At 61.6% G+C, this 24,781-nt stretch carries 24 protein-coding genes; 6 read left to right on the top strand and 18 right to left on the bottom strand.

What is annotated here, in order from left to right:
* Positions 1-4 precede the first annotated feature (4 nt).
* The 5 genes from MED193_RS18415 (at position 5) to MED193_RS18395 (ending at position 9,268) form a co-directional block, all read left to right on the top strand.
* Positions 5-667: a HEPN domain-containing protein gene (locus MED193_RS18415; RefSeq protein ID WP_009811278.1), complete on the top strand. Its 663-nt coding sequence runs from the start codon at positions 5-7 to the stop codon at positions 665-667.
* Between the two features lie 135 nt (positions 668-802).
* Positions 803-2,845 (top strand): anti-phage ZorAB system protein ZorA, encoded by a 2,043-nt coding sequence (gene zorA, locus MED193_RS18410; protein ID WP_009811277.1) that lies wholly within the window; start codon positions 803-805, stop codon positions 2,843-2,845.
* 2 nt (positions 2,846-2,847) lie between these two features.
* On the top strand, positions 2,848-3,951 hold the full coding sequence (locus MED193_RS22375) for an OmpA family protein (protein ID WP_009811276.1): 1,104 nt from the start codon (positions 2,848-2,850) through the stop codon (positions 3,949-3,951).
* Positions 3,948-6,173, top strand: a complete 2,226-nt coding sequence (locus MED193_RS22370) for an EH signature domain-containing protein (protein WP_009811275.1) — start codon at positions 3,948-3,950, stop codon at positions 6,171-6,173. Before MED193_RS22375 ends, MED193_RS22370 begins: the two co-directional genes overlap by 4 nt.
* Entirely contained in the window at positions 6,170-9,268 is a 3,099-nt protein-coding gene (locus MED193_RS18395) for a DEAD/DEAH box helicase (protein WP_009811274.1), read from the top strand. Before MED193_RS22370 ends, MED193_RS18395 begins: the two co-directional genes overlap by 4 nt.
* A 275-nt stretch (positions 9,269-9,543) precedes the next feature.
* On the opposite strand, the gene MED193_RS18390 is transcribed toward MED193_RS18395, so the two are convergent.
* From MED193_RS18390 to MED193_RS18370, 5 genes are all read right to left on the bottom strand, one after another.
* Positions 9,544-10,053, bottom strand: a complete 510-nt coding sequence (locus tag MED193_RS18390) for a hypothetical protein (RefSeq protein WP_009811273.1) — start codon at positions 10,051-10,053, stop codon at positions 9,544-9,546.
* A 5-nt stretch (positions 10,054-10,058) separates the two neighbouring features.
* The gene (locus MED193_RS18385) at positions 10,059-10,484 is read right to left on the bottom strand and encodes a hypothetical protein (RefSeq protein WP_009811272.1); all 426 of its coding nucleotides are present in this window, start codon (positions 10,482-10,484) and stop codon (positions 10,059-10,061) included.
* Complete coding sequence (locus MED193_RS18380) at positions 10,477-11,310, bottom strand: hypothetical protein (RefSeq protein ID WP_009811271.1); 834 nt, start codon at positions 11,308-11,310, stop codon at positions 10,477-10,479. The genes MED193_RS18385 and MED193_RS18380 overlap by 8 nt, the downstream gene beginning before the upstream one ends.
* A 45-nt stretch (positions 11,311-11,355) precedes the next feature.
* On the bottom strand, positions 11,356-12,471 hold the full coding sequence (locus MED193_RS18375) for a head decoration protein (protein ID WP_009811270.1): 1,116 nt from the start codon (positions 12,469-12,471) through the stop codon (positions 11,356-11,358).
* Positions 12,472-12,700: 229 nt separating this feature from the next.
* Entirely contained in the window at positions 12,701-13,048 is a 348-nt protein-coding gene (locus MED193_RS18370; protein WP_009811268.1) for a hypothetical protein, read from the bottom strand.
* A gap of 87 nt (positions 13,049-13,135) precedes the next feature.
* Between MED193_RS18370 and MED193_RS18365 the strand changes: the two genes are divergently transcribed.
* Positions 13,136-13,819 carry a UPF0149 family protein gene (locus MED193_RS18365; RefSeq protein ID WP_009811267.1) on the top strand — a complete coding sequence of 228 codons (684 nt, stop codon included), beginning with the start codon at positions 13,136-13,138 and terminating at the stop codon, positions 13,817-13,819.
* 16 nt (positions 13,820-13,835) lie between these two features.
* Here the strand turns inward: MED193_RS18365 and MED193_RS23125 are convergent, their stop codons facing one another.
* The 13 genes from MED193_RS23125 to MED193_RS18305 form a co-directional block, all read right to left on the bottom strand.
* Entirely contained in the window at positions 13,836-14,039 is a 204-nt protein-coding gene (locus MED193_RS23125; protein WP_009811266.1) for a hypothetical protein, read from the bottom strand.
* A gap of 195 nt (positions 14,040-14,234) precedes the next feature.
* A complete protein-coding gene (locus MED193_RS18355) occupies positions 14,235-15,167 on the bottom strand; it encodes a TIGR02594 family protein (protein ID WP_009811264.1) in 933 nt (310 codons plus the stop codon).
* A gap of 81 nt (positions 15,168-15,248) precedes the next feature.
* Positions 15,249-15,560: a phage holin family protein gene (locus tag MED193_RS18350; protein WP_009811263.1), complete on the bottom strand. Its 312-nt coding sequence runs from the start codon at positions 15,558-15,560 to the stop codon at positions 15,249-15,251.
* 27 nt (positions 15,561-15,587) lie between these two features.
* Complete coding sequence (locus tag MED193_RS18345; protein WP_009811262.1) at positions 15,588-15,818, bottom strand: hypothetical protein; 231 nt, start codon at positions 15,816-15,818, stop codon at positions 15,588-15,590.
* Entirely contained in the window at positions 15,818-18,382 is a 2,565-nt protein-coding gene (locus tag MED193_RS18340; protein ID WP_009811261.1) for a phage tail protein, read from the bottom strand. The genes MED193_RS18345 and MED193_RS18340 overlap by 1 nt, the downstream gene beginning before the upstream one ends.
* Before the next feature lie 5 nt (positions 18,383-18,387).
* A complete protein-coding gene (locus tag MED193_RS18335; protein WP_254655471.1) occupies positions 18,388-18,735 on the bottom strand; it encodes a hypothetical protein in 348 nt (115 codons plus the stop codon).
* Between the two features lie 53 nt (positions 18,736-18,788).
* Positions 18,789-19,349 (bottom strand): hypothetical protein, encoded by a 561-nt coding sequence (locus tag MED193_RS18330; RefSeq protein ID WP_009811259.1) that lies wholly within the window; start codon positions 19,347-19,349, stop codon positions 18,789-18,791.
* Entirely contained in the window at positions 19,349-19,945 is a 597-nt protein-coding gene (locus MED193_RS18325) for a hypothetical protein (protein WP_009811258.1), read from the bottom strand. Before MED193_RS18325 ends, MED193_RS18330 begins: the two co-directional genes overlap by 1 nt.
* Positions 19,942-22,383, bottom strand: a complete 2,442-nt coding sequence (locus MED193_RS18320; RefSeq protein WP_009811257.1) for a phage tail tape measure C-terminal domain-containing protein — start codon at positions 22,381-22,383, stop codon at positions 19,942-19,944. Before MED193_RS18320 ends, MED193_RS18325 begins: the two co-directional genes overlap by 4 nt.
* Positions 22,376-22,552: a hypothetical protein gene (locus MED193_RS23120; protein ID WP_009811256.1), complete on the bottom strand. Its 177-nt coding sequence runs from the start codon at positions 22,550-22,552 to the stop codon at positions 22,376-22,378. Before MED193_RS23120 ends, MED193_RS18320 begins: the two co-directional genes overlap by 8 nt.
* Before the next feature lie 149 nt (positions 22,553-22,701).
* Positions 22,702-23,064 (bottom strand): hypothetical protein, encoded by a 363-nt coding sequence (locus MED193_RS18315; protein ID WP_009811255.1) that lies wholly within the window; start codon positions 23,062-23,064, stop codon positions 22,702-22,704.
* Positions 23,064-24,005, bottom strand: coding sequence for a phage tail tube protein (locus tag MED193_RS18310; protein ID WP_009811254.1), 942 nt, complete (start codon positions 24,003-24,005; stop codon positions 23,064-23,066). The genes MED193_RS18315 and MED193_RS18310 overlap by 1 nt, the downstream gene beginning before the upstream one ends.
* A gap of 336 nt (positions 24,006-24,341) precedes the next feature.
* Complete coding sequence (locus tag MED193_RS18305; RefSeq protein WP_009811252.1) at positions 24,342-24,761, bottom strand: hypothetical protein; 420 nt, start codon at positions 24,759-24,761, stop codon at positions 24,342-24,344.
* Between the last annotated feature and the right edge of the window lie 20 nt (positions 24,762-24,781).

The raw sequence follows: 24,781 nt of genomic DNA, 5'->3' as shown, positions 1-24,781 counted from the left end.
CAATATGCAAGGCAGTATTCCCCATGCAGATCTCAAAGCCAAACAGCGCTCCATTAGGGATAACTTTCCTTCTACGATGGGATTGAGAGTGCACCGTGCAATCAGTTGGATTGAACGCTCCGAGATGTGCGAAGATCCTGATGGCCAGTTTCTGTTTCTATGGATCGCTTTTAATGCGGCTTATGCAAAGGAAGCGGATTTTCAAGAAATACCAACCGGCGAACGCACAACATTTAATGAGTTCTTCCAGAGGCTTGTAAGTCTGGACCAAGAGAACCGCATATACGATGCGATTTGGAGCGCCTTCAGCGGACCAATCCGAATGCTCATGCAAAACAAACATGTGTTCAACCCGTTCTGGCTCAATCAAAACGGCATTCCAAACAATGAAGACTGGGAAGATCGGTTCGTTTCCTCGGCCCGCGTGTTCACTCAAGCCGTGCAAGCTCGTGACACTGTGCGATTGCTGGGCCTGGTATTCGACCGTCTCTATGTCCTAAGGAACCAACTGATCCATGGTGGCGCCACTTGGAACGGCGGCGTGAATCGCGATCAGGTCGGAGATGGTGCCGCCATCCTGGCTTTCCTCATGCCCGTCTTTGTCGACATCATGATGGACAATCCAAACGAGGATTGGGGACAGCCGTTTTATCTGGTTGTGGAATAGATGCGATAGGAATTTTAACCTTATGGTTAGGAACGCCAAAAAATCCATTCAGTTGATATTTAAATCACCACACAACTGCGGATAGTAACAAATCGACTTAGGCAAAGCGGCGTATGAGCAGGAAGGAAGACAGCAGTGGAGTTTATTGCGGATATCGGAACGAGTATGTCCCGGTTCATTTTCTGGGGATCATCGTTCCTGACCAAAGAACAGGCGCCTGGTTTGGTTTCGATCGGGATCCTGATTTGGCTCCTGTTATCCGTTTTGGTTGTGGGGATCAGTGCTCACAGAAAACTGACGTCCCTCCGTTGGCTAGAAGGTCAAGTACGGGCTGCTAAGGACGAATTCGATTTCGCCACTCAAGTGAACAAGATCAGTCAGGAAGTGAAAAAGGTCCGGGCTCGGAAAGGCTACACCCATATCACAGCTGCCTGGGACGAGTTTCGTGAAACCATGATCGAGGATAAGAGCGCTGGTCAGCCAGTCCTGCGAAACAGCGTGCGCCCCTCAAGTTTCTTCAACCTTGAGGATCTGCATTTCGGCCCGGGATTTTCCCGCTACATGCCGGGCCTTTTCGTGACTGTCGGTCTCTTCCTCACTTTTCTCGGTCTCATCTCGGCACTTCAACAAATCACTGGGCTAAGCGACGCCTCTCCCGAAGAAATGCGCGCATCCCTCGACGGCCTTCTCGGCGCAGCCTCCGCCAAGTTCATCATGTCTCTGACCGGACTGCTGGCCTCGATCATTTTCACGATCGTCCTGCGTTCGCTCACGGGGCGGGTGGAGCGACGAATTCACACGCTATGCGCAGAGTTGGAAAGCCGACTAAGCTTCATTAGCCTCGAAGGGGTCGCGATGGAGCAACTCGAGATCGCGCGCGGCCAGAAGGACAGCTTCCTAGAGATCGGTACCACACTGGTGGCCGAGCTCGGCAGTTCACTTAAGAAAGAGATCCCAGAATCCATTTCAAGCTCGATCAGCACGGCCATGGCCCCGCTGCTGGACAAGGTCGGAAAGGCCGGCGCCGACGGGGTCGGACAGATGGTGACCGATCTCTCATCCCGGTTTTCGGACGATGTGGGGCGGGCGCTTTCCGACGCCAGCGCGCAGCTTTCCGCCGCGGGGGACAAGATTGCGAGCCTATCCGACCGGATGGACCGGAGCTCCGGACAGATGGGAGAGGAGATGGAGACCTCCGTGGCTAAGCTCGCCAGAGCGGCAGAAGACCTGTCAGCCGGACTTGCGTCAGCTGCTCAAACGACGGACGGAACTCTGAATGCCGGCGCAGAGAAGCTCCTCGGGATCATGAACGAGACGCTGGAAGGAATCCGGCGAAACACCGCCGAGGGGGCGGACGCGCTTAAAGAGGCGGCTGCGGATATGCGCGCCTCCGCCGGAACGTTCCGCGAGGAACTCGACGCCGCCGCCGCCAGCGGATCCGACGCGGTCCGTTCCCGAATGGAAACGGCTGGCGTGGAGGTCGAAGGGGCGATCTCCGAGGCGGGTCGCGGCATGGTGGATTTAGTCACGCGCAGCGGGCATGATCTCCTGTCCGCCTCGGGCGAATTCCGAGAGAGTATCCAGGCCGATCTTCTGGAGCCGATCACCCTGGTGGTGGGGCAACTCGACGAGATGGCGGACCGGCTGAAAGATGGGTCTGTTCAGATCGCAACCGCGGCTGGTCACATCAAGTCCGGCGGAGACGCGACCCGATCTGCGGCCGAAACTCTCACAACCGCCTCGCGGGACCTGCAAGTGGCGGCCGGGCCGGTCAGAAGCAGTGTGGAGCGGATCGAAACCGCAACCACTGGGCTTGCGAAGAGTACGGCGAACGCGGCAGAGACCGTTACCAGGTCTTCCAGGGAGACCGCAGAGAACGCGGCGCGAGTTCTGGACGCTGCAAAAGCCGCGCTGAGTGCGGAGCAGAAACTGATCGAAACGTCCCTCACGAAGTTGGGGGAGGGGCTAGACCATATGGAGCGACAGCGTGAACAGATCGACGACATGGATGACAAACTCGGCGCGGCGTTTAATCAGTTTGCCTCTCATGTCCGGACGTCGCTCGACACGTTTGCCGAGCATGTCCGCAAGATGAACGGCGAGCTGGCGCCCGCGCTGGATACAATGCGTGAGATCGTTGATCAGGCGGAGAAGTTTCGTCCTGAGCAGAGGCACTGAGCATGCGCCGGCTGGAGCGAAACCGGACGCGCGCTGAGGAGGAGGAGTCCGTCTTTGTCACGATGACGGACATGACGATCAGCTTCCTTCTGATCATCATGATCCTGCTCGCCTTCTTCGCGACCCAGCTCAACGATGACGAGTCGGTCCCCTTGACCGCATATGAGAGGGTCCGTCAGGAGCGCGACGAACTGCGTGTCGAGAACCAGGACCTGCGCGCCTCTGTTAAGGCCCTCGAGGCCGAACTTGCCCGCGTCACGTCCGAGTTGGAGACGGTTACCGCCGAGCGAGACCGGCTGCTCAGCGAACTCGACCAGCTGCGAGACGAAAATGAGGCGCTCCGGGCCCGGGTTGCTGAACTGGAGGAGGAGAACGAGCACCTGCGTTCCCGGATCGACCAGCTTGTCGAAGAGATCGAGCGTTTGCGGGAGGAGATCAAGCGTTTGCGGGATAAGATCGAACGGCTCCAGGTGGTCAACCCGCTCGAGGCCTACCTCTCCCAGGCCATTGACCAGCGAAGGGAGATCCTCGTTGAACTTCGCGACCGGCTCCTGATCGAGTTTCCGGAGCTTCAGGTCGTGATCAGCCCGGAACAGGACGCGCTCCGGTTCCAGGGGGAAGGCCTTTTCCGCAGCGGATCACCCCAGCTCGAGAGGCGTCAACGCGCGATCGTGGAGACCATGGGTCGTCTTCTGGATGAGATCCTCGTCTGCTTTACCCTCGGGGAGAGGGCGGAGCGAGGGCCGGATTGTGAGAGCGGAAACGCCCTGATCGAGGCGGTCCAGATCGAGGGACACACGGACAGTGATCGAGGACGTATCGACAACGTTACACTGTCAACACGAAGAGCTAACGAGACATTTTTCGCAATACGAGAAGAAGTAGCAGGCATTTTGGCTCATAGAAACCTTCGCGACCAGCCGGTCATGTCCGTCTCAGGCTACGGGGAGATGCGACCGATTGAAACCAACGAGACGACCGAGGGGAAGGCCGCGAACCGGCGGATCGATCTTCGGATCATCATGTACGCGCCAAGTACCGTCGAGGAGGTGGAAGAAGTCGGACGCCGACTTGAGGCGCTGCGCGCCGCAGGGGGATCGGAATGAGCCTCATGGATGCGCTTGAAAAGGCAGGGCAGCTCTCAGCCCTGTCCGTTCCGGAGCTTCGATACCTGCAAGCGGCCGCTGACCGGGTGCGGGAACGCTGGCCCGACGTTCAGGTGGCCAGAACAGAGAAGGAGCGCGAGGCGCTGGCGCAAAAGCTCCGGGATCGTGTTGAACGTAGCGATTGGGAGGAAACCCGCCTCTCCTTCGTGGTAGCCGCGGCTTCGGCCGTTTTCGACGCGGAACGGCGGGAGCGCCCTGACCTAGCCCGGACGCGAGACTTCCTCTACGCCGAGATTGACTTATCAACATCCGAGACCTTCCTGTCCGGGCTGCTGCGCGCTTATCTCGACAGCTACGTCCCCAAGGGTACGCACACGACCGCACTCGCGACCGCACTCGGCACGGCGGCTCGGCGGATGAGCACAACCGGACGTCTCCTTCTGGAGGCTATCCCGGAACTCATGGATCCCGTGTCAGGTCCGGAACGGCTCGCGGCCCGGATGTCGAAGATGTCTGCCCCCTACACAGAACTCCTCGGTCTCGGGGTTCGCAACCCACATGGCGGCGGGTTCATGGATTTCGCCCACCGGTCCCTAACCTCTATTGTCCAGCCACATCTGTCCGAGCGGGACCTGATTGACTGGTATATCAGATGGCTACGCCCACCGGGCAAGGACGTGGGCCGCAACACAGGAGCTGAGCTGGCGATCGAAGCCCTTATCTATCCATGGCTAGAAAAAACTCCGGAGGACAAACTCAGATCCTACCTCGTGGAAACCCTGATCGAGCTCTACGGGGATCCGCGGATCAAATCTGGTGGGGTATGGGGCGGTATTGACGAGCGCTACATGGCGATCGTGCACCGCTGGCTGACACGGGAAGATATGCGCTTTTTCACCGGGGTCGTTGACGCTACCCAGAAAGACGCAATGTGGCCGCCGCGCCGGGATTTTTGGCTTAAGCTTTACGATGAGGGAAAGATAGATGCGGCTTGGGCGGCTTTGTCCTCGCAGGCATTCGAGTATGCACGCCAACACCTCATGCGTCAGGATGCGAAGAACGCCCACACCCGGGTCGGGTATCAGCAGGCGCGCCAGAACACATCCCTCCTAATCATGAAGATCGGGAACAAGATTATGGTGGACGGGTGTCACAGCTACCGGACGCACGTGTTCGACATCGCCGACCCCATGGCACCGAAGCTGTTCGAGGAGGGGTATAATTGTGATCAGATCATGCGCGCGTCGGACCGGAGGGCTTCGGGCGCCTCCAAATCACACAGCAGCATTCCATCTTGGAGCCGCTGGGTCAGGGACATGATCAACGCTGATGTGCCATGGTCGCAACAAACGCGGCCCTACACAAAAGTGTTCAGGCCGCGTACACCGACACGTAGAACCACTCCATCACGGCACACCCCAACGCCGCGCCACACTGATCTTCAGCCTTCTCGGCGCGAAATTGGCGCTTCAACATCCGGTCAAGACATTTTCAGTTCAACAGGTGCCATGCGACCATCTTCCGCTACGGGACTCTCCAACCCCACCAGTCGACCCGCCGCACCTCCCGCAAGAGTTGCAGCCGCACAGCGCGTTCAGCCTGAGACCTCGCAGCCGGTACAAACCGATTCCGGCGATGCGGCCTCCTTGAAACAGGTCCGGTTCCCCAGTCTCACGGACCGGATGATAGCTTACGGTCCTGCGGCGGCCGCAGCGGTTCTCGCGTATCTGGAGGCACCCGAGAAAGGTAGAACCCGACCAGCTCTGTCGCCGAAATCCAGAGAAGGGTTGGCATGGGTTCGGGCGGTAAAGGGCGAACCTCCGCTTCGTTTGAGAAACGCGCTGGAGCATCTGCTTCTCAACCTGAAAACGAGCGGTGTGGATCTGGATGACCTGTTCGTATCATTCGCTGCGCCGCCTCCGATATCGAGTCAGCCCACCCGGTCCAAGACCGTTCCGAAAAAAGAAGTCGCGGAATCTGGAGGCCAGAAGTTCCCGCAGCTCCCGGATAACGCCAAGGGGCGCCTTGATCTCCTTCGCGCGCATGCGGACGCGCTTGAAGATCTCGGGATGTGGAAGCGCACATTCGATCAGCGCAAGCCTCTCGCGGTCGCGGTGCGGAAGCTGAGAGAGGGAAGTCCGGACCTTCGTCCGAAAGAGGTCGCGGAGCTTCAAATGCTCTATGAGGAGCTGCGCCGGGGCGGAAAGGGCGGACAAAAATGATCCAGCTTACCTATGATCAGGACTGGGTCACCCTCGAGTTCAGGTCTCGCCAGTCCCTGCTGGACCGGCTCCTCTCACGTGGGACGGTGCCAGATTTCGATCACGACAAGCGGCTGAGCTTCGCGTTGGCCGATCTACGAGCCACCGCAGAGGAGGCAGGCGATCAGGTGGAGATCGGGAGTGACCGTATTCAGCTCTCTCACAGAACGCTGAGCGCGCTCTCCTCGGAGACGGCGGACGCGCTTGGTCTTCCCCCCTTGGTGGACCTCACCCTGCGCACAGACGTCATGGGCCAGATCGGCAGCCCCGATTTCCGCCTGACCCATGACTGGGTCCGGGCGGGCCGAAAGGAGATCGCCCATCGGACCGGTGCGATCCTGGAGACCGCGGGCGACGGGGCCGACGGGCTTCGCCGCCTCCCGAGATGGATGCTGGACGCGCTTGAGGTAGCGGACCGATTCCGGGCCGGCTCTGACCTCGAGGAGCACTGGGAGGCGCTTGCCCGTTTTCGGCGCGCCCTTGAGCCCGGGGTCCGGATGTACCGGGCCGATGCGGAAGCGCGCCTCGGGATGACCGATTTCCTCTCTGGGCTCGAAGTGACCCTGACGGACCGGTTCTCGATCAGCCCCCAGGGCGAGGACCAGTTCGCGATCATCCCATTTCTCGGCGAGAGGGTCGAGGCCGCGGAACGTGACGGGGAGCAGATCAGCGAGGCGGAGGCGGAGCTGCAGGAGGGTTGGCTTCGCGCTTTTCAGGACAAGGCCTTCGCGCGGGGCGCCCGCCCCGCTTACAAGCTTGGCGGGCAGAGTTATCTGGTCGTGGACCCCGCCGCCACCCCGGTCCTCAAGATTATGACAGACATGCAACGAGCGGATCCGGTCACCCGAGCCGCGTTCGTCCGCAATCCACGTCAGAAGGTCACCGAGGCGATCACGGACCATCTGCGCTCGAAAGGCAAACTGGACGGGCTGTCGCCGGCCCAGGAGCAGGAGCTGATTGAGCAAACGGCAGAGCCCGCTTTTGTAGAGACACGGGAATACTCCGATCGGGTGATCGGGCTCACCGTCTACGAGAAACCGGCGCTCGAGATCACTGGGTCCGGGACAACATGGCTGCCTGAGGCGTTCACCGGAGCGGCAGCCGAAATAATCGAGGCGATGGCCCCGGACCAGGTCGAGCGGCTCATCCAGCAGGTGGATGCAGCAATCGCGAACGGACAGCCGTCGGTGAACGTCGACGGCGCCGAGATCCCCGCGACCCAGACAAGTCGCGCCGCGCTCGAGCAGCGTCTCGAAGCCATCCGGAAGCGGGAAGAGCCAGAAAATAAACCAGTGATCGGGGAGGAAATCGATCCGCGGATCGGGCCTATCATCCTCGACACCGCCGACAACCTCGAGGACCTCACCTGGGCTGCAAAGATCAGCCCGCGCACCCGGCTCGCCTCGGACGCGCTCCCGGAAGTGGTGAAATCAGCCCTCAAAGGACACCAGACGGAGAGTTTTCTCTGGAAGCTGGAGGCTTGGGCTGCAGGACTGCCAGGGATCTTGAACGCGGACGAGCAAGGGCTAGGAAAAACCCTTCAGGCGATCGCATTTCTCGCTTGGATGAAGGAGAACATGTCCCGCTCGGAAGCCGGGCGCGCCGGGCCAGTCCTCGTAGTGGCGCCCACCTCGCTGCTCGTGAACTGGGAGGAAGAGGTCGACAAACACTTGCGGGCGCCCGGACTCGGCAATGTGGTCCGGCTCTACGGATCAGCCCTCGGAGGCAAGAAGCGGCCTGGCCAGCAGGGCATCGAAACCGATTGCGGAAACACGCTGCTGGACCTCCGCGATCTGGAGGAGGCGATCGATGAGGGGCGTGGGCATCGTTACTGGGTGCTGACCACCTACACGACGCTGACGAACTACCAACATTCGCTAGCGAAAATTCCCTTCTCGACCGCCGTATTCGACGAAATACAGGCGGTGAAGAACCCCGTGAGCTTGCGCGCCAAAGCGGCGCTCGCGGTCAATGCGGATTTTCGGATCGGGCTGACCGGCACCCCGATCGAGAACAGCACGGTTGACCTGTGGGCGATCATGGAGCAGCTCACCCCGGGCCGTTTCGGCTCACTGAAGGCGTTCCGGGAGAAGTTTGGGGAGCCCGCGGAAGGAAACATGCGCGAGCTCTATTCGCTAATGTTCGAGCCGCAGAGCGGCCTTCCTCCGGTTGCGCTGCGTCGTCTGAAAGAGGATGTCGCCCGCGACCTTCCAGAAAAATCGCGCCGTCTGCACCCGCGGCTCATGCCGGAAGCGCAGGCCGCCGCTTACGAGACGGCGCGTGGAAAGCTTGCCTCCGGCACCCGAGGCGGCGCACTCAAGATGCTCCATCATATCCGGTCCGTCTCCGTACACCCTGACGCATCGTCACCGACGGAAGACGAAACCTATATCAGCATGTCTGCCCGTCTCTTGGCGACGATGGACATCCTGCGCGGGGTGCAGGACCGGGGCGAGCGCGCGCTGGTCTTCATCGAGCACGTAAAGATGCAACACCGGTTCATCGAGCTCACGAAACGAGAGTTCGGTCTTCCCCGTGTCGATTTGATCAACGGAAGTACCCCAATCCCGCGTCGGCAAGAGATCGTGAACCGGTTTCAACGGCACCTCGCCCGCGACGAGGGCTTTGATCTTCTGGTTCTCGGTCCTAAGGCGGCGGGGACCGGGCTGACGCTGACGGCAGCCACGCACGTGATCCACCTGTCACGTTGGTGGAACCCGGCCGTGGAGGAGCAGTGCAACGATCGTGTCCATCGCATCGGGCAGTCCAAGCCCGTCACCGTGCACGTCCCGATGGCGATCCACCCTGGGTACCAGCACAACTCCTTCGACTGCCTCCTGCATAGTCTGATGGCCCGAAAACGGCGCCTTGCCACTTCCGCCCTTTGGCCGATGGGAGACACTGAGGAAGACGCGAGCCGGTTGCAGCAGATGCTCTCGGACGGTGGTGCAACGCGGGTTGAGGATCCCGTCACCGCCGCGATGGCGATGGTGTTCAAACGAGACGATACACCAATGGGCCCCAAGAACTTGGACGGGTCGATCTCGTATCTTTAACTGGTTACTGAGGAAACCGGCATTGAGTGAAGGTTTTTCTCTATGCGGCGGCGCTTCCATGGTACGCGGTGTGCTGGTCAACCTGCCCGTTGTGACTACGACGACGACGAGCTGCCGCCTGCAGGATCCGTCGTTGGATCACATTGGCTCTCTCCGTAGTCTCGTGGCGTTCAGCGAGACGCGCTACCCGTTGGCGAACAGAACCGGCAATCGCCTAAAGGTTACTGGGCCTATACCTACGCGAGGATAGAAACCGGCCGCAAAGAAACCTGCTTCTAAGTTGCCCCGGCAATACCGCGCACAAATACGCTTTGCCCCTGTCGCGTGCCGATCTGGATCACTCCATCCAGGCCGGCAGCCCAATCCTCGAATTCCTTGGTCGCAAACCCATGCAGCAGCGTATGGGTGAACATCGGGTTTGATCGCCGCGCCTGATCCGTGAGCGCCAGCGTCATTCCCTGCCCCCAAAAGTCGGGATGCAAATAGACGAAATGCGTGCATCCAACCTTAGCGAGATCAATGCCGTCGCGGACCAGCCGAACCTTGACCGGCACCCAGTCGGGGCTCGAGATGAAGTGATGGCAAGCCCCAAGGCAGACGCAACCGACGAGCCGGTCCCCTTCCCAAGCCAGCGCGGCGGTATCGCCACGTTTGGCGAAACTCTGCAGCACCGACAGTGCGTCTATGGGTGGCAAAGCCTTGGTTTCACGCACAGCGGCCACGATCTCTGCAATCGTTTCAAAATGCGGCGTGGCTTCAGCAAGCAGGATCTGTTCGTATCGCATCAGAATTACACCTCGATGGTTTGGGCAAGATTGAACAGGTCGTCCAAATCGGTCTCGGTGAGCGCCGTCCCATCCGGCCATGTCAGATACGGCGCAAGGCTATTAAGGAGCGGACTTGAGCGACGGAACTCAACCGCCTCTGTCCAGGCAAGCCGGGTCATGGCGTCCATTCCCGCCATCAAGGCTTCAACCTGATCAAGGAGTCCCATCTGCAGGAGCGCTGCCTTTGCTTGAAACCGGGAAACGACCGGGTCTGGCCTGGCGAGACCATCGTCGACGATCCGAGCATATGGCGCGACGGATCCGTAGCCGCCTTCGAGGGCCGTTTCGTATTCTGGATTAACCCCTTTTTCGAATGTCGCAATCGTGTCGGGATCGATATCGACAGCGATCAGGTCGCCATCCTCTGTCAGAAATCGTGGATTATACACTGTTGCCCTCCACTGCTTTCGAGATGCCGGGGTAGAGATCCGCACCCCCTGTTTGGAACCGGACATTGCGGATGTAGATATTGTGATACTGGATGTCTTTTCCGGAACCGGTGGTCGCCCCTTTGTGCTGAACCGTCACCTGATCTCCCATTTTCACGGCGACATCAGCTGTCTTCGTGACCCAACTGGTGGTCGCGGTATAGGTCGCGATTGTAGTCCAGGAACCATTGCGCAAACGCCGGATTCGGGTTTGAGGACCTGAGTTTCCAGAACGCATCAAATCATGCACGACGCGGATCGTGCCACCTTGAAGAAACTCGAATGTATGGCGAGTGATCCAACTGGTGCTGGTCGTATTGGTTCGCCCATCAACTCGACTTCGAATGCTGGCGCCCGCCGAAAGCGACGGCAAACCAGATGTTGCGCTGAAGGTGAACTTCTGAGTGCCGGTTCCTCCCAGCCCCGTATTGGTGATGGCAATACCGTCACCCGCCTCGATGTTCGCCCCGTCGAGAACCGTGACCGCGCCATCCACGCCTTGTTGCGTGCGGTAGAGGATCAATCCCTGCGAGGCATCGAAGCCCAGATCGCCATCACCCGCGAGCCCCGATTTTTCCAGATTGTCGAAGGTGAGCTTGCGGGCATTTAGGTTTTCAAAACCCTCGTCCTGGCCTGCATTGGCCAGCCGCTGGATGCTCTGAGCGCCATCGTCGCGTTTCAGATAGAGTTTGCCGTCATAGGTGTTGACCGCAAGCTCGCCGAGATCCAGTTGCCCTGCCGTGGGCACTTTGCCCGCCACGGCGGAGCGTTTCATCTTGAGGGCCATGTGGCCTGCCTCCTTGTCTGACTATGAAGTCGAAGCTGTCGGGGATCAGAATGTCCCGCCATCGAGCGCGACCCCGGAGATACTGCCGCCGGTGATGGTCACGTTGCTGGCCGCCTGGGTGGCAATGGATCCAAGCCCGAGGTTCGAACGCGCTGTCGCCTTGTTCGGCACATCCGCAAGGTTCGATGCCTTGGCCAGTTTGTCCGCGAGTGCATTGGTGACTGTGGTGGCGAAGTTCGGGTCATCGCCAAGAGCAGCGGCCAGTTCATTCAGCGTGTCCATCGCGCCGGGTGCCGCATCGATCAGCGCGCCGATGGCGGCCGCCACAAAGGCGGTCGTGGCAACCTGCGTCGTGCTGGTGCCATTGGTCGCCGTGGGCGCTGTTGGCGTGCCGGTCAATGCGGGCGACGCCAAGGGCGCCTTTGCGTCCAGGGCAGATTGCAGCCCGGTCACTTGCGCGATGGCATGGCTGTGCGTTGATGGCGTGAAGCTGGATGGTTTGCCCGTGATGCCAGCCCAGGGCACACTATCGGCAGCCTCCGCCGCATCGACCTTGCCGTCGGCGTTGCTGTCATAGGTGGCCTTGAGCATGTCGCCTGCCCCAAAGCCCGCAAGCGCTGACTGCACGAAAGCCGTCGTCGCGATCTGGGTCGTGTTCGTGCCGGATGTGGGCGTTGGGGCGGTCGGCGCGCCGCTCAGCGCAGGTGACGCAAGGGGCGCCTTTTCGTTGAGCGCCGTCTGCAATCCCGTCACATCCGCGATCACATGGCCATGCGCATCGTCGGATTTGCCATCGAGCGCCGTCTGCAACCCGCTCACATCGCCGATCGCGTGCCCATGGCTAGCCGATGCCTTTCCCCCAAGTCCCGCATCGAATTGCGATTTGCGCACAAGGTCGGTTGCCGCGGACGCGTCTTGCGCAGATTTGGGGACCCGCGAAAAAGTCTTGGCACCTGCGATGGTCTGGGAATTCCCAAGATCCATGAACGCCCCTCGGCCGCCAAGGGGCAGGATCGTGGTAGCATTGCCTGATCCGTCATCCCCCTTACCGACATAGAGCGTATCGTCGACCTCGTTGTGGGCCAGTTCACCGGATTTGAGCGCGGCCGGCGCACCGGCATTGCCCGAGACACGGCGTTTGAGCTGGATGGTATTGGCCATCAAAAATGTCCTCCATTGATGGGAGTATCGGTGGGAAGAATGGTGATCCCGGGATCACCCTGATCGCCCTTGTCGCCTTGTGGGCCCGGGATACCTTGCGGACCTGGCGTGCCGAGCAGACGCAGTCTGATTGGACCCGCGCCAAGCCGTAGCGTGATCGGTTCATGTGAAGCGACCCGAATCCGGATCGGACCCGTCGCAGGAATGAGATTGACAACCTCGGACATGATTACAGCCCTCGGGTCACCGGCAGCAGAACGGGGATTTCCAGAAAGACATTCAGGTGCTGCGGTGGAGCGAGATCGGTTCGCACCAGATCCAAAACGACCGACCCAGGCGTGAGTTCGGCCGTCACCGTCTCAGGCATGATCAGTTCCAGCGTGTTGTCGCCACGGCGCAGGATCGTACCACCTTCGCTCGTGAGCGTGGCCAGCACGGTTTCGGCGTTGGCGTTTCTCCGAACTTGCCCGGCAAAGCGCGCCTCGTTTGGAAACACCGCGCTCTCTGCCTCGAGTTGCAGACGGTATTCATAGCCAACGAGTACGGCCGGACCTTCGGTCAAAGTGGCAGTCGTCATGTTTCGCTCCAAAAGCCGGTATTGCGCCGGATTGCGACTTGGCAAACTCACGGCTAAGAAACCCCCGGAAATGCCGGGAGAAACTGCATGGGACAATCCGAACAAAGCCTTGATCGCCTCAGCGTGTTGCTGCATGCGCTGCCCACGGAGTGCATGCCCATGACGCTCAGCGAGCTGGATGGGTATGTGACCGGCGTTCTGGCCTGTCCGGATATGATTCCACCATCCGAATGGTTGCCGCACGTTTGGGGGGAAACAGGTGAAGCCGGTTTTCCCGACCAGAAGACAGCCGAAGAGACAATCGGTGCCGTCATGGCCCATTACAATTCCGTGGCCGACGCGATCACGCATGCGCTCTGGATTGAGCCTATCTATGAGGTCGATCCCAACAGCGATGAGACCCTCTGGGAACCCTGGGTCGATGGGTTTACCCGCGCGATGGGCCTCAGACCGGATACCTGGTCACATCTGCTGGATGCAGCAGATGAAGAAACGCAGGCGACGATGATCTTCATCATGGCGCTGCAGGACATCTACATCGGAAAAAGCAATTTCACGGATGACGAGATCGATGAGATCGACCGTGAAGCCCCCGATCTGATCCCGAACTGCGTGGCGACGATCCTCCACCAATCTCGCCCCGAACTCGCCGGGCAGGTTCCGGCCAACCTCCCGGGCCAACCGTTCAAAGCAGGTCCGCGACCCGGCCGGAACGATCCATGTTCCTGCGGTTCGAGCCGCAAATACAAGCAGTGTTGCGGCCGCAACTGAAAGCCACGGGTCAACGTCATGGGCGCCACCCGCACAGACGCGCGCCAATCTCATTATGGGCGAGGATCTGGGATTTGGTGTTTTCCGAGAGCACATCGGCGCGCGCAGGGCGGATCGGCTGGGCCCAGTCGCAATCCTCTCGCAGGAAACGCCGATCAATCCCGCATCCAGCGGTCAAGGCGGCGATCGAGATCAGCAGGATCAGAGGTTTCAACTTCATGACGGATATCCCTCGAAGTGGTGAGCCCGCGAATGCGGGCCTCGGCGCGACGGGTTGCGTAGGCCGCCTTGCCAGCCGCCCTGCCCCGTCGCCAGGTGATTGCGAGCGCGACCATCAACGCCAGACCGAGGCTGAACCAAAGAGCCACCCGTCGCGACAGCCCCGCCAGCATGCTGGTGATCAACCCCATCATGTTCACATCGTCCTTCCGCTGCGGTGGTCCTCGATCCGGGCATGGCGGGCATGCACTGCGCAGATGATCACCACGACAAAGCAGAGCACGCCAATCCAAGGCGCCAGTCCTGACAGCCGATCGTTCAAGCTGAGCAGATCGAACAACCGCGCCACCCCGTCCTGCGCTGCCTCGGCGTCTGACAGGATCGGTGCGGCCTGGGCTGTCACGGTTCCAACAACGCCAAAAAGCCCGACACCGATCTGGGCGTCACTAGCAGCAACAATGCGACTACGCTTCGGCATGCCGGCTGCACGCTCCGGTGCCACAGGTCGCGGCTCTGCTGCCACCAGGGCCTCTTCCAGAGCGACATCGATGATCGGGACCAGCGGCAATGCATGATCATCTCGGAAGGCCAAGATCGCGCCCCGCGTTCGCGGCCCGATCTGGCCGTCGGCAACGCCAACCTCATGATAGCCGCGGTCCTTCAGCCGCTGCTGCACCTCGCGCACTGACATGCGCGTGGCGGGAGATACGTGTCTTGCTCGACGAATGCCAAGCAGCTTCGAGACCGGATAGCGCCGGATATTGACCGCATCCCCCTGGTTGCCGCCCAGCCCCCAGACCCAGCCGCCTTCGATCCGATCGACAAAGAAGACATGGCCCTGCCAGCCGGAAGACCCTCGCGGGATGATGCCAATGTCGCCGGGTTGCGCCTCAGCGATATCGACCGGCACGCCCCAATCAAGATAAGAGCGCGCGGTCAGTTTGCGCGTCGAGCGGATCCCGGCCTGTTCCAGGCAGTGGCCGACAAAGGCCGCGCACCAGGCCACGCTGTCATGCTCCACCCAATCGTGGCCGACCGTGGCGTACATCTCGAGAATGACCGGGTTGTTTTCCGGACCGGGACCTTCATTGGCGCCGATGTAGGATTTGGCAATGTCATAAGGGGTCATGGCAAGAGCCTCCTTGCCCCGCGCGCGGAACGGCGGGTGAGTTGATTGGTGGTTGTCTTTGTGTCGGGTTGGGCTGAAGCCCTACTTCTTGCGCCCGAGCCAGGCGCAGAGCAGCGCTTCCGTGCCACGGGGGCCAAGATAGGCCAGCATGGCCACCAACCCGGTACTGACAGGCTGCGTCAGTCCGAGGTAGGTTGCGACCGCTTCACCAATGATCGCCATGCCGACCGCAACAGGAACCTCCCACAGGAGCTCCTTGCCAACGAACCGGCGTCGACCAAGCTTGACCTCGCCGGAATGGTACATCAGCCGCCCGGTAAAGGCGCCGATCAGCGTGGTCAGCGCGCCGCCAAAGACGCTGTTGATGGTTTCGATGAAGCTGCCTTCGGTCATGGTGGCCTTCCAGATGATTTGGTCTTGTCAGTATGTCCCGCCGTCGAGGAACTCTTGCCACGCGCTGTCCTGCGCATCGCGGATCTTCAGAACAGGTGGTGAGGCACTCGTGTCGAACCACAGCATGCCTGGGCGTGTATCGGTCGGCCCGGTTGGTCCAGCATTCGCCGATTGGAGCGCGGCCAGCACCTCGTTGATCCTTGTGCGGACCGCCAGACCGCTGTCGTTTTCGATCACAAAGCTTTGGGTTTGGGCCATCAAGCCACCTCGTCCGCATGAAGCCGCAGGGCAGTGACCACCGGCGTGAACGCCGGATCTCCTGTCCTGAGCCAGGCCCGCGCCTCTATTGCCCGGGCCTCGATTTCATGATTGTCGACACGGCCCCAAGGGCCCCAGTTGGGAGTCCCAAGAGGGTCGTCATCAGTTTCACGCACCTCAACGACCACGTCGATTTCCGCCCCTTCGGTGCCGTCAAAATCCGCCCAGGCATCGATGGGTTCCGTCCGCGCATCGATCTGATCCAGAAGCGCCAGCGCCGCCACGCTGATCTGGCTACGCAGCCGAAGGCGGCGGACCGCGCCAAAATCCAGCCCTGCCCCGAAGCTGTAGAGGCCTCCCAGAGTGGTGGTGCCGGGTACGCCTGCCTCGTCCGTACTGGTGGCCAGCCGCAGCGTGCCGCCAACCACCGCGAGGTCCGTCGTCCCACCCGGAAAGCCCGGATCGGCCCGCAAACTGTCGATGGGCGCAAAACTCAGCGCCTGTGCCCCCTTGGTGCTGATGGTCGTCACCGGCCCGAGTCGACCACCGCTGTCCTCGGCCCGGAGCAGATAACTGCCGGGTTTGAGCGGCACCACGGCAATGGCTTCCGATCCCGCCACACGGTCCATTGAATAGCTGTTGGCCCAGGAGGGGATGCCTTCGGTGCTATGACGAATGACGATATTGCCCGCCACACGCACATCCGGATCGGCTGCCCTGGTCCATTTCAGGACGGCAAGACCGCCCGCCGTCTGCAGTGTCACGTTTTGCAGCGCCTCGGGCGGAGCGGTGAGCCCGAGGATCTCTGCCTCGCGCGTTCGCCAATCGGAAGACACACCCAATACCGAGATCGCCTTGACGCGGAACTTCCAGTGTCCCGGGCTTGCATCACGCAATTCCAGCATGGTGCCACCGGTGCGGCCACAATCGAGCCAGGCGCCCCCGTCACGCTGCCCCTCCAGCTGATACTGGCCGACAAAGCTGGAGGCAGCCGCCGCCCAGGTCACCCAGATCAAAACCTTCGCACCCCCACCATCGCGGGTGATGTACAGCTCTTCGGAAATCTCCGGTCGCCCTGGAGCCGCCACGGCAAAGGGCGATGGCAGGTTTGTGCGCGGCGCGGCTGCGTAGATTTGCTCTTCGGACGCGTCCCAATCGTAGATCAGCGGTGAGGTCTCGCGCAGAACAAGTTCCGGCACCAAAAGCGGCGCATCGCCCATCTGCACCAGGTCCAGCCGCATCGACTGCACATCAAAGGGCTTCGCGGCAAAGCCCCAGCGAGCATAATCAAGCTGCACCGTCTCCCCCACGGCCACGGACCAGGCACTCAGCTTGCCATCGAGTTTCACGCTCATCTGGCGGCGCGCGCGTTCCAGCTCGATCTTGGCCAACCGCTGGGCGGCTGCGGCCGAGATGGTGAACGGCAACGCAATATCCCGCCAAATCCGTTCGCCGCCATCTTCCGTGAGGTAGACGTCCGAGGCGTAAGCCGGAAAGTCATCAGGCTGCCAGTCATTCTCCGGACTGACAAACTGACCCCGCACGGCGTTGAAGTTGGAGGCCCGGCTGAGACGTGTGGTGAGCTGTAACCCGCCCTCTCGCAAATCATCCGCGCCAAGCATGATCTCCGGGATGCGATAGGCCCCGGCCTGCAGCCGCCATCGCCCGCCCTGCCAGATGCAGCGCCCTGCCATGGCGGTCAGCATCGCCTCAATGATGGTTTTCGGACTTTCCGACAGTGTCACCACGCCATTGCAGTTGTAGCGCGGTTCCGTTCCACCAACCGCAAGCGGCACTGCCTCGTCGCAGATATTCGCGGCCTCAACCAGCGCATCGCGATCGATACCGTCTTCAGCGCCGATGCCTGCCCCAATCCCGTAAGTGGCATGCGCCATGTAATCGGCCACGCAGAGGGCGGCGTTTTCTGTGTAGACTTGGTCTCCGGAACGCGGATCCAGAATGTCGTCTTTCCCCTCCATGTCGACGGTGATGTTGGGAATGCCCCCCGGAAAAGCGTCCGCATCGTAGGTGAGGCGCAGATAGATCGCGGCACAGCCTGCCAGACGGTGCTCCTCCGTCCAGTGCTCGGAGACCTCTTCGACCAGCCCTGCAAAGGCCGCCTGGTCTTCCGCTCCGAGGCGCTTCTCCACTGTGACCTTGCCGGACCAACGACCCTGCGCCGCGCCGTTGGCATTGATGGCCTCTTCTCCCTCGAAGTAGATTGCCCCGATCGATTTGACGCGATGGGCCGCCAGCACGATGACCAGATGCAAGTACTGATCCTTGTCGCCACCCGCATGAAGAAAGACGATCACCCCGCCCTTGCGCGCGCGGCCATAGACCATCTCCCGGGGCATCACCGGCTCGCGCACGGTCACGGTTCGCGCCTGCATCGCCACCGTGGGCTGTGGCATGAGCGCTTGCGCTGCTGCGGACAGCAGCATCGAGGCGCCAAAGTTCGCCGCGATCCCGATGAGACCGCCGGCCGCCAGCGCAGCACCGATCCCGCCCGCAGCAAGGGCCGCGCCTCCCAATGCGGCAACCCCAAGAACAACTGGTGGCATGAGCCTCAGACCCTCCAGGCGAGCGAGCAGGAGACAAGCGGCAGAAACGTCAGACCATCCGGGGCAACGAACACAACTTTGGCTCCCACGCAAACACCGTAAGCTGGGCCTGACCCGCCCAGAACCAGATCGCCACGCTTGGCCTGCAAAACAGTGGGCAATGGCGTCCCGAGTAGATCCCGCCCGGCTGCTTCGAGACTGTCCCAGCCGAGGCGTTTCATGACGCGATGCGCGCCTAGTGCCGTGCGATAGCGGCCCCGCCAGAGGGCTGCGACATCCTCACTGCCGGTCAGGTCACGCCGAATATCGAAAGCCCAGGTTGCGCAATCGCGAGAGCCCCAGGAAAAAGGCATCTCCCGCGCCGCCTCAATGGCACCAGCCAGTCGAACTTGCCAATCCGGCCGCCTCACCCACGCCCCCAGGTGATTTCCTTGTCCTGAATGGTCGCGACATGTTCAAAGCCACGGTCGCCGGGGTGAAGCGCTTGCTGGCTTTCGTGGGTGTAGCGCCAACTGCGCGGTCTATTGAGATCGATGAGCCGGCTTTCATAGCTGATCGTTACCGTGCAACTTTGCGCATTGTCGGTGATCTCCGGCACATCGAGCCGGCCCTGGAAGGCCTGTACCGGATCGGCAATGACGTTCAGGGTATCGTCAAGTAGTCCCAACCAGACCCGTCCCGGCTTGCCCTGCCGCGCTTCCTCGATGGCAATCCCAACCATCTCGAGCGGCACGCCCGAGAGCGAGATCATGGTGCCGCTGGCGACTACATCGCTGGTTTCTTCCAAAGCGCCAATGCTGATGAGACTGCCCAACCCGGACCAGATCTTGCCGTCCCAGGGAAGTTCCCCAAGCCCCGTCCAGACCCGCACCCAGCCCGAGGCAAATTCCCCTTCGAAGAGCAGAATGGGGCGCAACGACTGTTCGGACAGCGCCGTCGCAAAACCTGCTGTGACATCCCGGCTCATCAGAGCGCTTCCCGGGCGGTAACGCTGAAACGGTGGCTGTCGGCTCGGGTAATCCGGGTCGGCACCGGGCCGGTGAGGCGCAACAGGACAGCAGGTGCGATGATTTCCAGGGCGGCGCCGTTCAAGGGTGAGGATCGCAGACGGGGCGTGATCTTCAGGGTGGCCGCGCCCGATCCATTCGCAACGGCATCTGCGGTGATCTGATAAAGCCGCGTATCGGTATCGCTGCCAAGCGAGATGAAGTCACCGGCCTCAAGCGCAGGCGATGAGGGCGCCCATCCGCTTGTGACAAGCGCATTCCCGGTCTGCCCGGCACCGCTGACAATGGGATCGGCCAGGAGATCCGAGCGACCGGCTGAGGGATCGCAGAACAGGAAACGCCCGCGCATTCCGCCAAGCCCGGCGAAGAAGGCCGCCAGGCGGCGCGCATCCCGGCCCCTGGTCAGCGCAATCTCGAAGGTGAACTCCCACCATTCGCCGCCCCAGTCCTGCACTTGCTGGCTACCGGTAAAACCCGAGGTGGCAGCCGTCACACTCGCGACCAGGCCCCGCTCGAGGCTTCCAACCAGATGTAGGGGAAGTGTTGGAACGGTCATATGGCATAGCCTCTGGCGCGGCGCTCAGCGACGCTTTGGATGGCAACACGTTTGATTTCCGGCAGAACGGCACGCAGCCGGGCGTCGATCTGTTCAGCCACGCCCATCTGCGCGCCCCGGGCATCGATGTTCACTGTTATGCCGCCGGAACCTTGGCGCGCGCTGCTATACTCGGCAGCTTCGCGACGGTTCAGCACTCGCTCACCGCGTTGCAGGATCGTCGGCACCTCATCCGGACGCAATCCCGCCCAGCCTCCGGCATGCAATTTTGGTGCGCCAGCGAAGGCCAGTGCGGGTACCTGCCTTTGATGGCCAGACAAACCGACGATGCCACCCGCATGCGAGACGGCCGCCGTCACAGACCCACCGCCGAAAATGCCCGACAGCGCGTTGGCAAGAGGGCCCAGCACGGCGCGTTTGAAGGCCAGAACCGCAAGATCGGCGAGAATGGAACGCACGAGGCTTTTGAAGTCAAGCTTGCCGGTTTCAACGAAGCTGCGAAAGGCGCTCTCCGCCCCTCGAAAGGCACCCATAAGGCTCTCACCAAGACCCTTGCCCAAATCAAGCGCCGACTTCGCGTAGTCCGACAGCGACTTCGAAATGGCACCAAAGCCCGTGACGATCGTGTCCTTGGCCTTTCCGGCCGCACCACCCGCCCTGCTCACCGCATCCGCAAAGCGGTCCGCAGACGTGCTGGCCTCGTCCAGCGCCGCCGCCCCATCGTCTCCTGTCTCCGCGACGGCATCCCGCAGCGCACCCCAAGAGGTCAGCGGCGCCGTGGCCCCCGTGGCCAGATCGGTTGCTGCCTGACGATATGTGTTGGCGGTCGTCAACGCCTCGGCGGCGATACCATCAAGGCCAAGGTCGGGGGCCGTCAATGGGTTGTCCTCGAAGGCCCGCCGAAAGGCCTCCGCAGCAGCGGACCCGGCATCGGCCGAGGCCCCTGCAAAGGGGTTTTCAATGTCGCCGAGGTTGAGCTCGCCGATTTCGCCGAAGGTCGTATCAATGCCAACCGCAGCAAGAGCATCACGGATCTTGCCAGTGAAGGCATCAACCCGGCGGATCGCGCCGTTCAGCATGGCCTCGATCCCGTCGAGCATGCGGTTGGCAGCAGAGAAGACGAGATCTCCAATCACATCGGGCAATCGCGACCAGATCTCGCGCACGGCCAGGAGCGCGCCTTCGAAGGTGTTTGCGGTTGTGTTACCAAAGGCGACAACGCTGTCGATGGCCCCGGCCATACCCGTCGCGGCATCGGCCTTCAGATCGAAAAACATCGCCGTGGCCTGGGCCCCTGCAGCGGAGGCCCCCATCTTGATCCGCTCCCAAACCTCGACGGCGACATCCTTCAAAAGCCCCATGGCCTCGCCGAAGCCGCCGGCCCCGGACGCCAGACGAGTGAACCAGTACACGAGTTCCCCTGCCCCGACGATCAGCGCGCCAATGCCCGTGCGAATGAGAGCGCCTTTCAGGATCACAAGCGTCGTGGCAAGCCCGCGGACCGACAGAGTGGCCGCGGCCATCGCGGCCACCCAGCGACCAGCGAGGAAGGTGGCAAATGTGCTGGCGTAGATCCCGAGGCGGTCGAGATTGGCGAGAACCGTATCAAAGGCACGGCTGATCGGGCTCGTGCTTGACGCGAGAGCCACAAAGGCGTTGGCCACCGCCTCCAGCGACGGTGCCAGCGCCACAGCGATCCGGTTGCGTACGCCAGTGAAGACCTGACCGATGCTGACCAGCGCCAGTTCAGATCGGCGCATGGCGGCGATCGCATCGGTTTCCAGGACTGCGCCGAGGGCTTGGGCTTGGGCCCCGAGCCGGGTCATCTCCGCCCCGCCGTTTTTCAGGAGCGGGATGAGCCGCGTGGCATCCGACGCCATGGCCTCGAGATAGAAGGTCATTTCCTGTTGGCTGACGCCCGCGCGTTCGAGACTGTCGACATAGAGCTGCAGCGCCTCCGGCCCTGAAAGCCGGGCGAACTGGTCAGCGGTCACACTCACCCGCGGTGCGATGTTCTCGAAGAAATCCGCCATCGGGCCGCCGCCCGTCTGCAGGAAATCCCCCACGCGGTCGTTCACGTCCTTAAGGATGTCCGCGAGTTTTTCCTGTTCGATGCCCACCGTTGCTGAAGCCGCCGACCAGCGCTGGAACACCTCTGGTGCAGCATTGGCCACTTGGGACAGCTGATCGATCTCGTTGGCGGCAGCAACCGTCGAGCGGGTCATCGAAACAACCGCCGCAGCAAGCGCGGCCGCAGCAGCCGTGGCAGCAATGCGGGCCCAGCGCGCAAAAACCGCCATGCGCGCGTTCGCCTGGTCCAGCTCGCGGCTCAGACGCCCCATGCCGCGGGCACCTGCCGCACCGACACCATCAAGCTCGGCACGCACCTGGCGCCCCCCGGTCGCTGACAGGCGGACGGAAACGCGTTTTTCAGCCATGGCGGTGTTCAATCTCTTGGTTGGTTTTGCGAACCATCACCGCCTCAATGGGTGGCAAGAGTTCCGCGATGAAAAGAGGCGAAAGCCCAAGGGCCGCCCCAAGCTGCAGGGCCGTGCCCATGTCCCAGCCGACAACAGCACCGCCGCTTACACCGCCAGCCACGCGCATCTGGCCGCCTAAGCGCTGGACCAGATCCCAGATCTGCCAGCCCTCGAGTGTCAGGGGTTGATGGAGAGTGCGTGGGCATTCCGTACAAACTGTTGGACAAGCCGCGCAATAGTCACCGCCCCCGCCGAACTCCCAGTCGGCGAGAGCGGTCAGGCGTTTTTTTCCGCGTCCAAAATGAGCGCGCCGGCGATGTATTTGGTCTGGAAGGCTTCGAAGATCGGCCAGAGTTCCAAGAGCGCGTCGATGCCTTCAGGGGTCAGGGCCAGTGGTTTACCGTCCTCGTCGCCAATGCCTTCCCAGTCCTTCACGACGATGCGCGCGACGGCCTTGGCCACGATGCGCGCGAGGTCGTCGTTGGAGGCGCTGGTTTCGGCATCCGCTGTTGCAGCAACGATGGACGGGTCGCTGCGCGCCGCCAGCATGATGGCGGTGGTGAGCGGCTCGACCAGCAGGCGGACGTCATGGCCGAGATCAAGCCAGCGCGGTTCATTCGACAGGTTCAAGCGCAGCATCAGTAAACCTCGCGGTCATTGGTGAGCGTGACGGTGCACATCCGGCCCACCACCGGATCACTCGCGGCCTGCCAATCAAAGGTGGCCTGCACGCCCTGCGGGCCGGAAATCTCGATCCGCGGGCGAGGCAGATAAACAGCATGCGCGGTGACCGTCAGGCTTTCGCCAGTGGGCAGCGCGTAGGAGAATTCCAACTCGCAGGCCTCACCATTGATCGCCTGGGTGACCAGAGTCTGATCGGCGAAGCGCACGACGACATTGCCCGTCAGAGCCGCGATGGACGGATCCGCGCCATCAATCTTGCCGTCTGCCCGGATCGTCTCAATGCGATCGAGATTGTTGGCATAGGTAAGGTCGGCAGAGACAACGTTACCGATGTTCGCGCCGTTCCGCGTGATGGCTCCGTTGAAATGGCCAAATCGGTTCAGCACTATATTGGCGGGTGTCCCTACCGCGCTGTTCGTGGCGATGGCCTCGCCCTGCGCCACGATACTGGCCGTCGCGGTCAGCAACCCGGAGCGGGCCATCTGCCAGTTGAGGCTGTCCACCATGCAGCCGGAATACATCGCATAGCGCGGCACCTCCGGCATTCCAGTTTCGACCGAGAAGCTCGGCAGCGCCCAGTTTCCGGAGCGGAATTCATGGGTATAGGGTGCTTCAGTTCCAGTCGTCGTGGGAGTGCCGAACGCCGCCTTCAGCCAGAAGCCGAAGGCCTCGGCATCGATCGGGATCACCACGTCACCGTCCGCCGTCACCGCGTCCTTGATCGGTGCCTGCGGATCCCGGCCATAACCCAGGAGCTCCGAAGTCTGCAACGGTTGCTCCGCCCCCAGCGTGGTGCTGGCAAAGGGCATCTTTGAGAAACCGCTCGCTGGTGGCGTGCCATAAGTCGTTTCGAACGCAAGCGCCATTAGCGCCCGCGCCCCTTGGGCTCGTGCCATTGGAAATTTCTCCATTACCAGATAAAGTGTTGAAAGCGTGAAGTGGCGTCACAAAACCCAGATTTACCTTGGGTTTCAGATCACAGGCGCGCTGGAGGGGCTGCCATGTTTGAAACGATTTTCCCTATCATCTTCGGCTGGCAGCCCTCTTTTTTGTTCTGTGGATTTACATCCTGCTGCCCGCGGGGATGGCCACGAAGCGTGGCCGCAGTGCCTTTGGCTGGGTGGTTCTGAGCCTGCTGTTTTCACCAATCTTGGCCTGCCTTCTCCTGCTGTTCCTTGGAGACAATCCCAACGCTCAGCGCGCTTAGCCTTGGAACAGCATGCAGGCGCTTATCAAAGCGGATCGCTCGTCGTGTAGAACAGGGACACCCTGATCACGGCCGCCTTCAGGCTTGCCGCACCTTCAACAGGCAGATCGACCGGCTGCGGTGCTTCCGCCTCCACCCAGTCGCAAAGGCCGTCCAATGTTCGATCGGCGGTGATCACTGCGCCAATGCTGGCGCAGAGTGTGTCGAAAGCAGCGTCACGGTCCTTCGTTCCTTGCACGACCGCCTCTATCTCGGCGCGGTGCTGGTAGTGGTAGCGCAGCGGTGACAGCGTCACCTCGGGTTCCCCCGGATCACCGTCGCGCAGGATCAGCAGGCCATCGGCAGGCACGCGTTCGGGCAGCATCTCTCCACGCAGAGCGGTTGCGGGCAACGACGAAAGCCGCGCATGCAGCGCGGTGAGGATGGTTTCGCGTGGGGTGGGCATATTTTACATTCAGCCTTGAA

This window comes from Roseobacter sp. MED193, assembly GCF_000152965.1.
Lineage (GTDB): Bacteria > Pseudomonadota > Alphaproteobacteria > Rhodobacterales > Rhodobacteraceae > Pseudophaeobacter.
The sequence above is the reverse complement of the archived record's forward strand: the minus strand, read 5'-3'. Positions and strand labels throughout refer to the sequence as shown.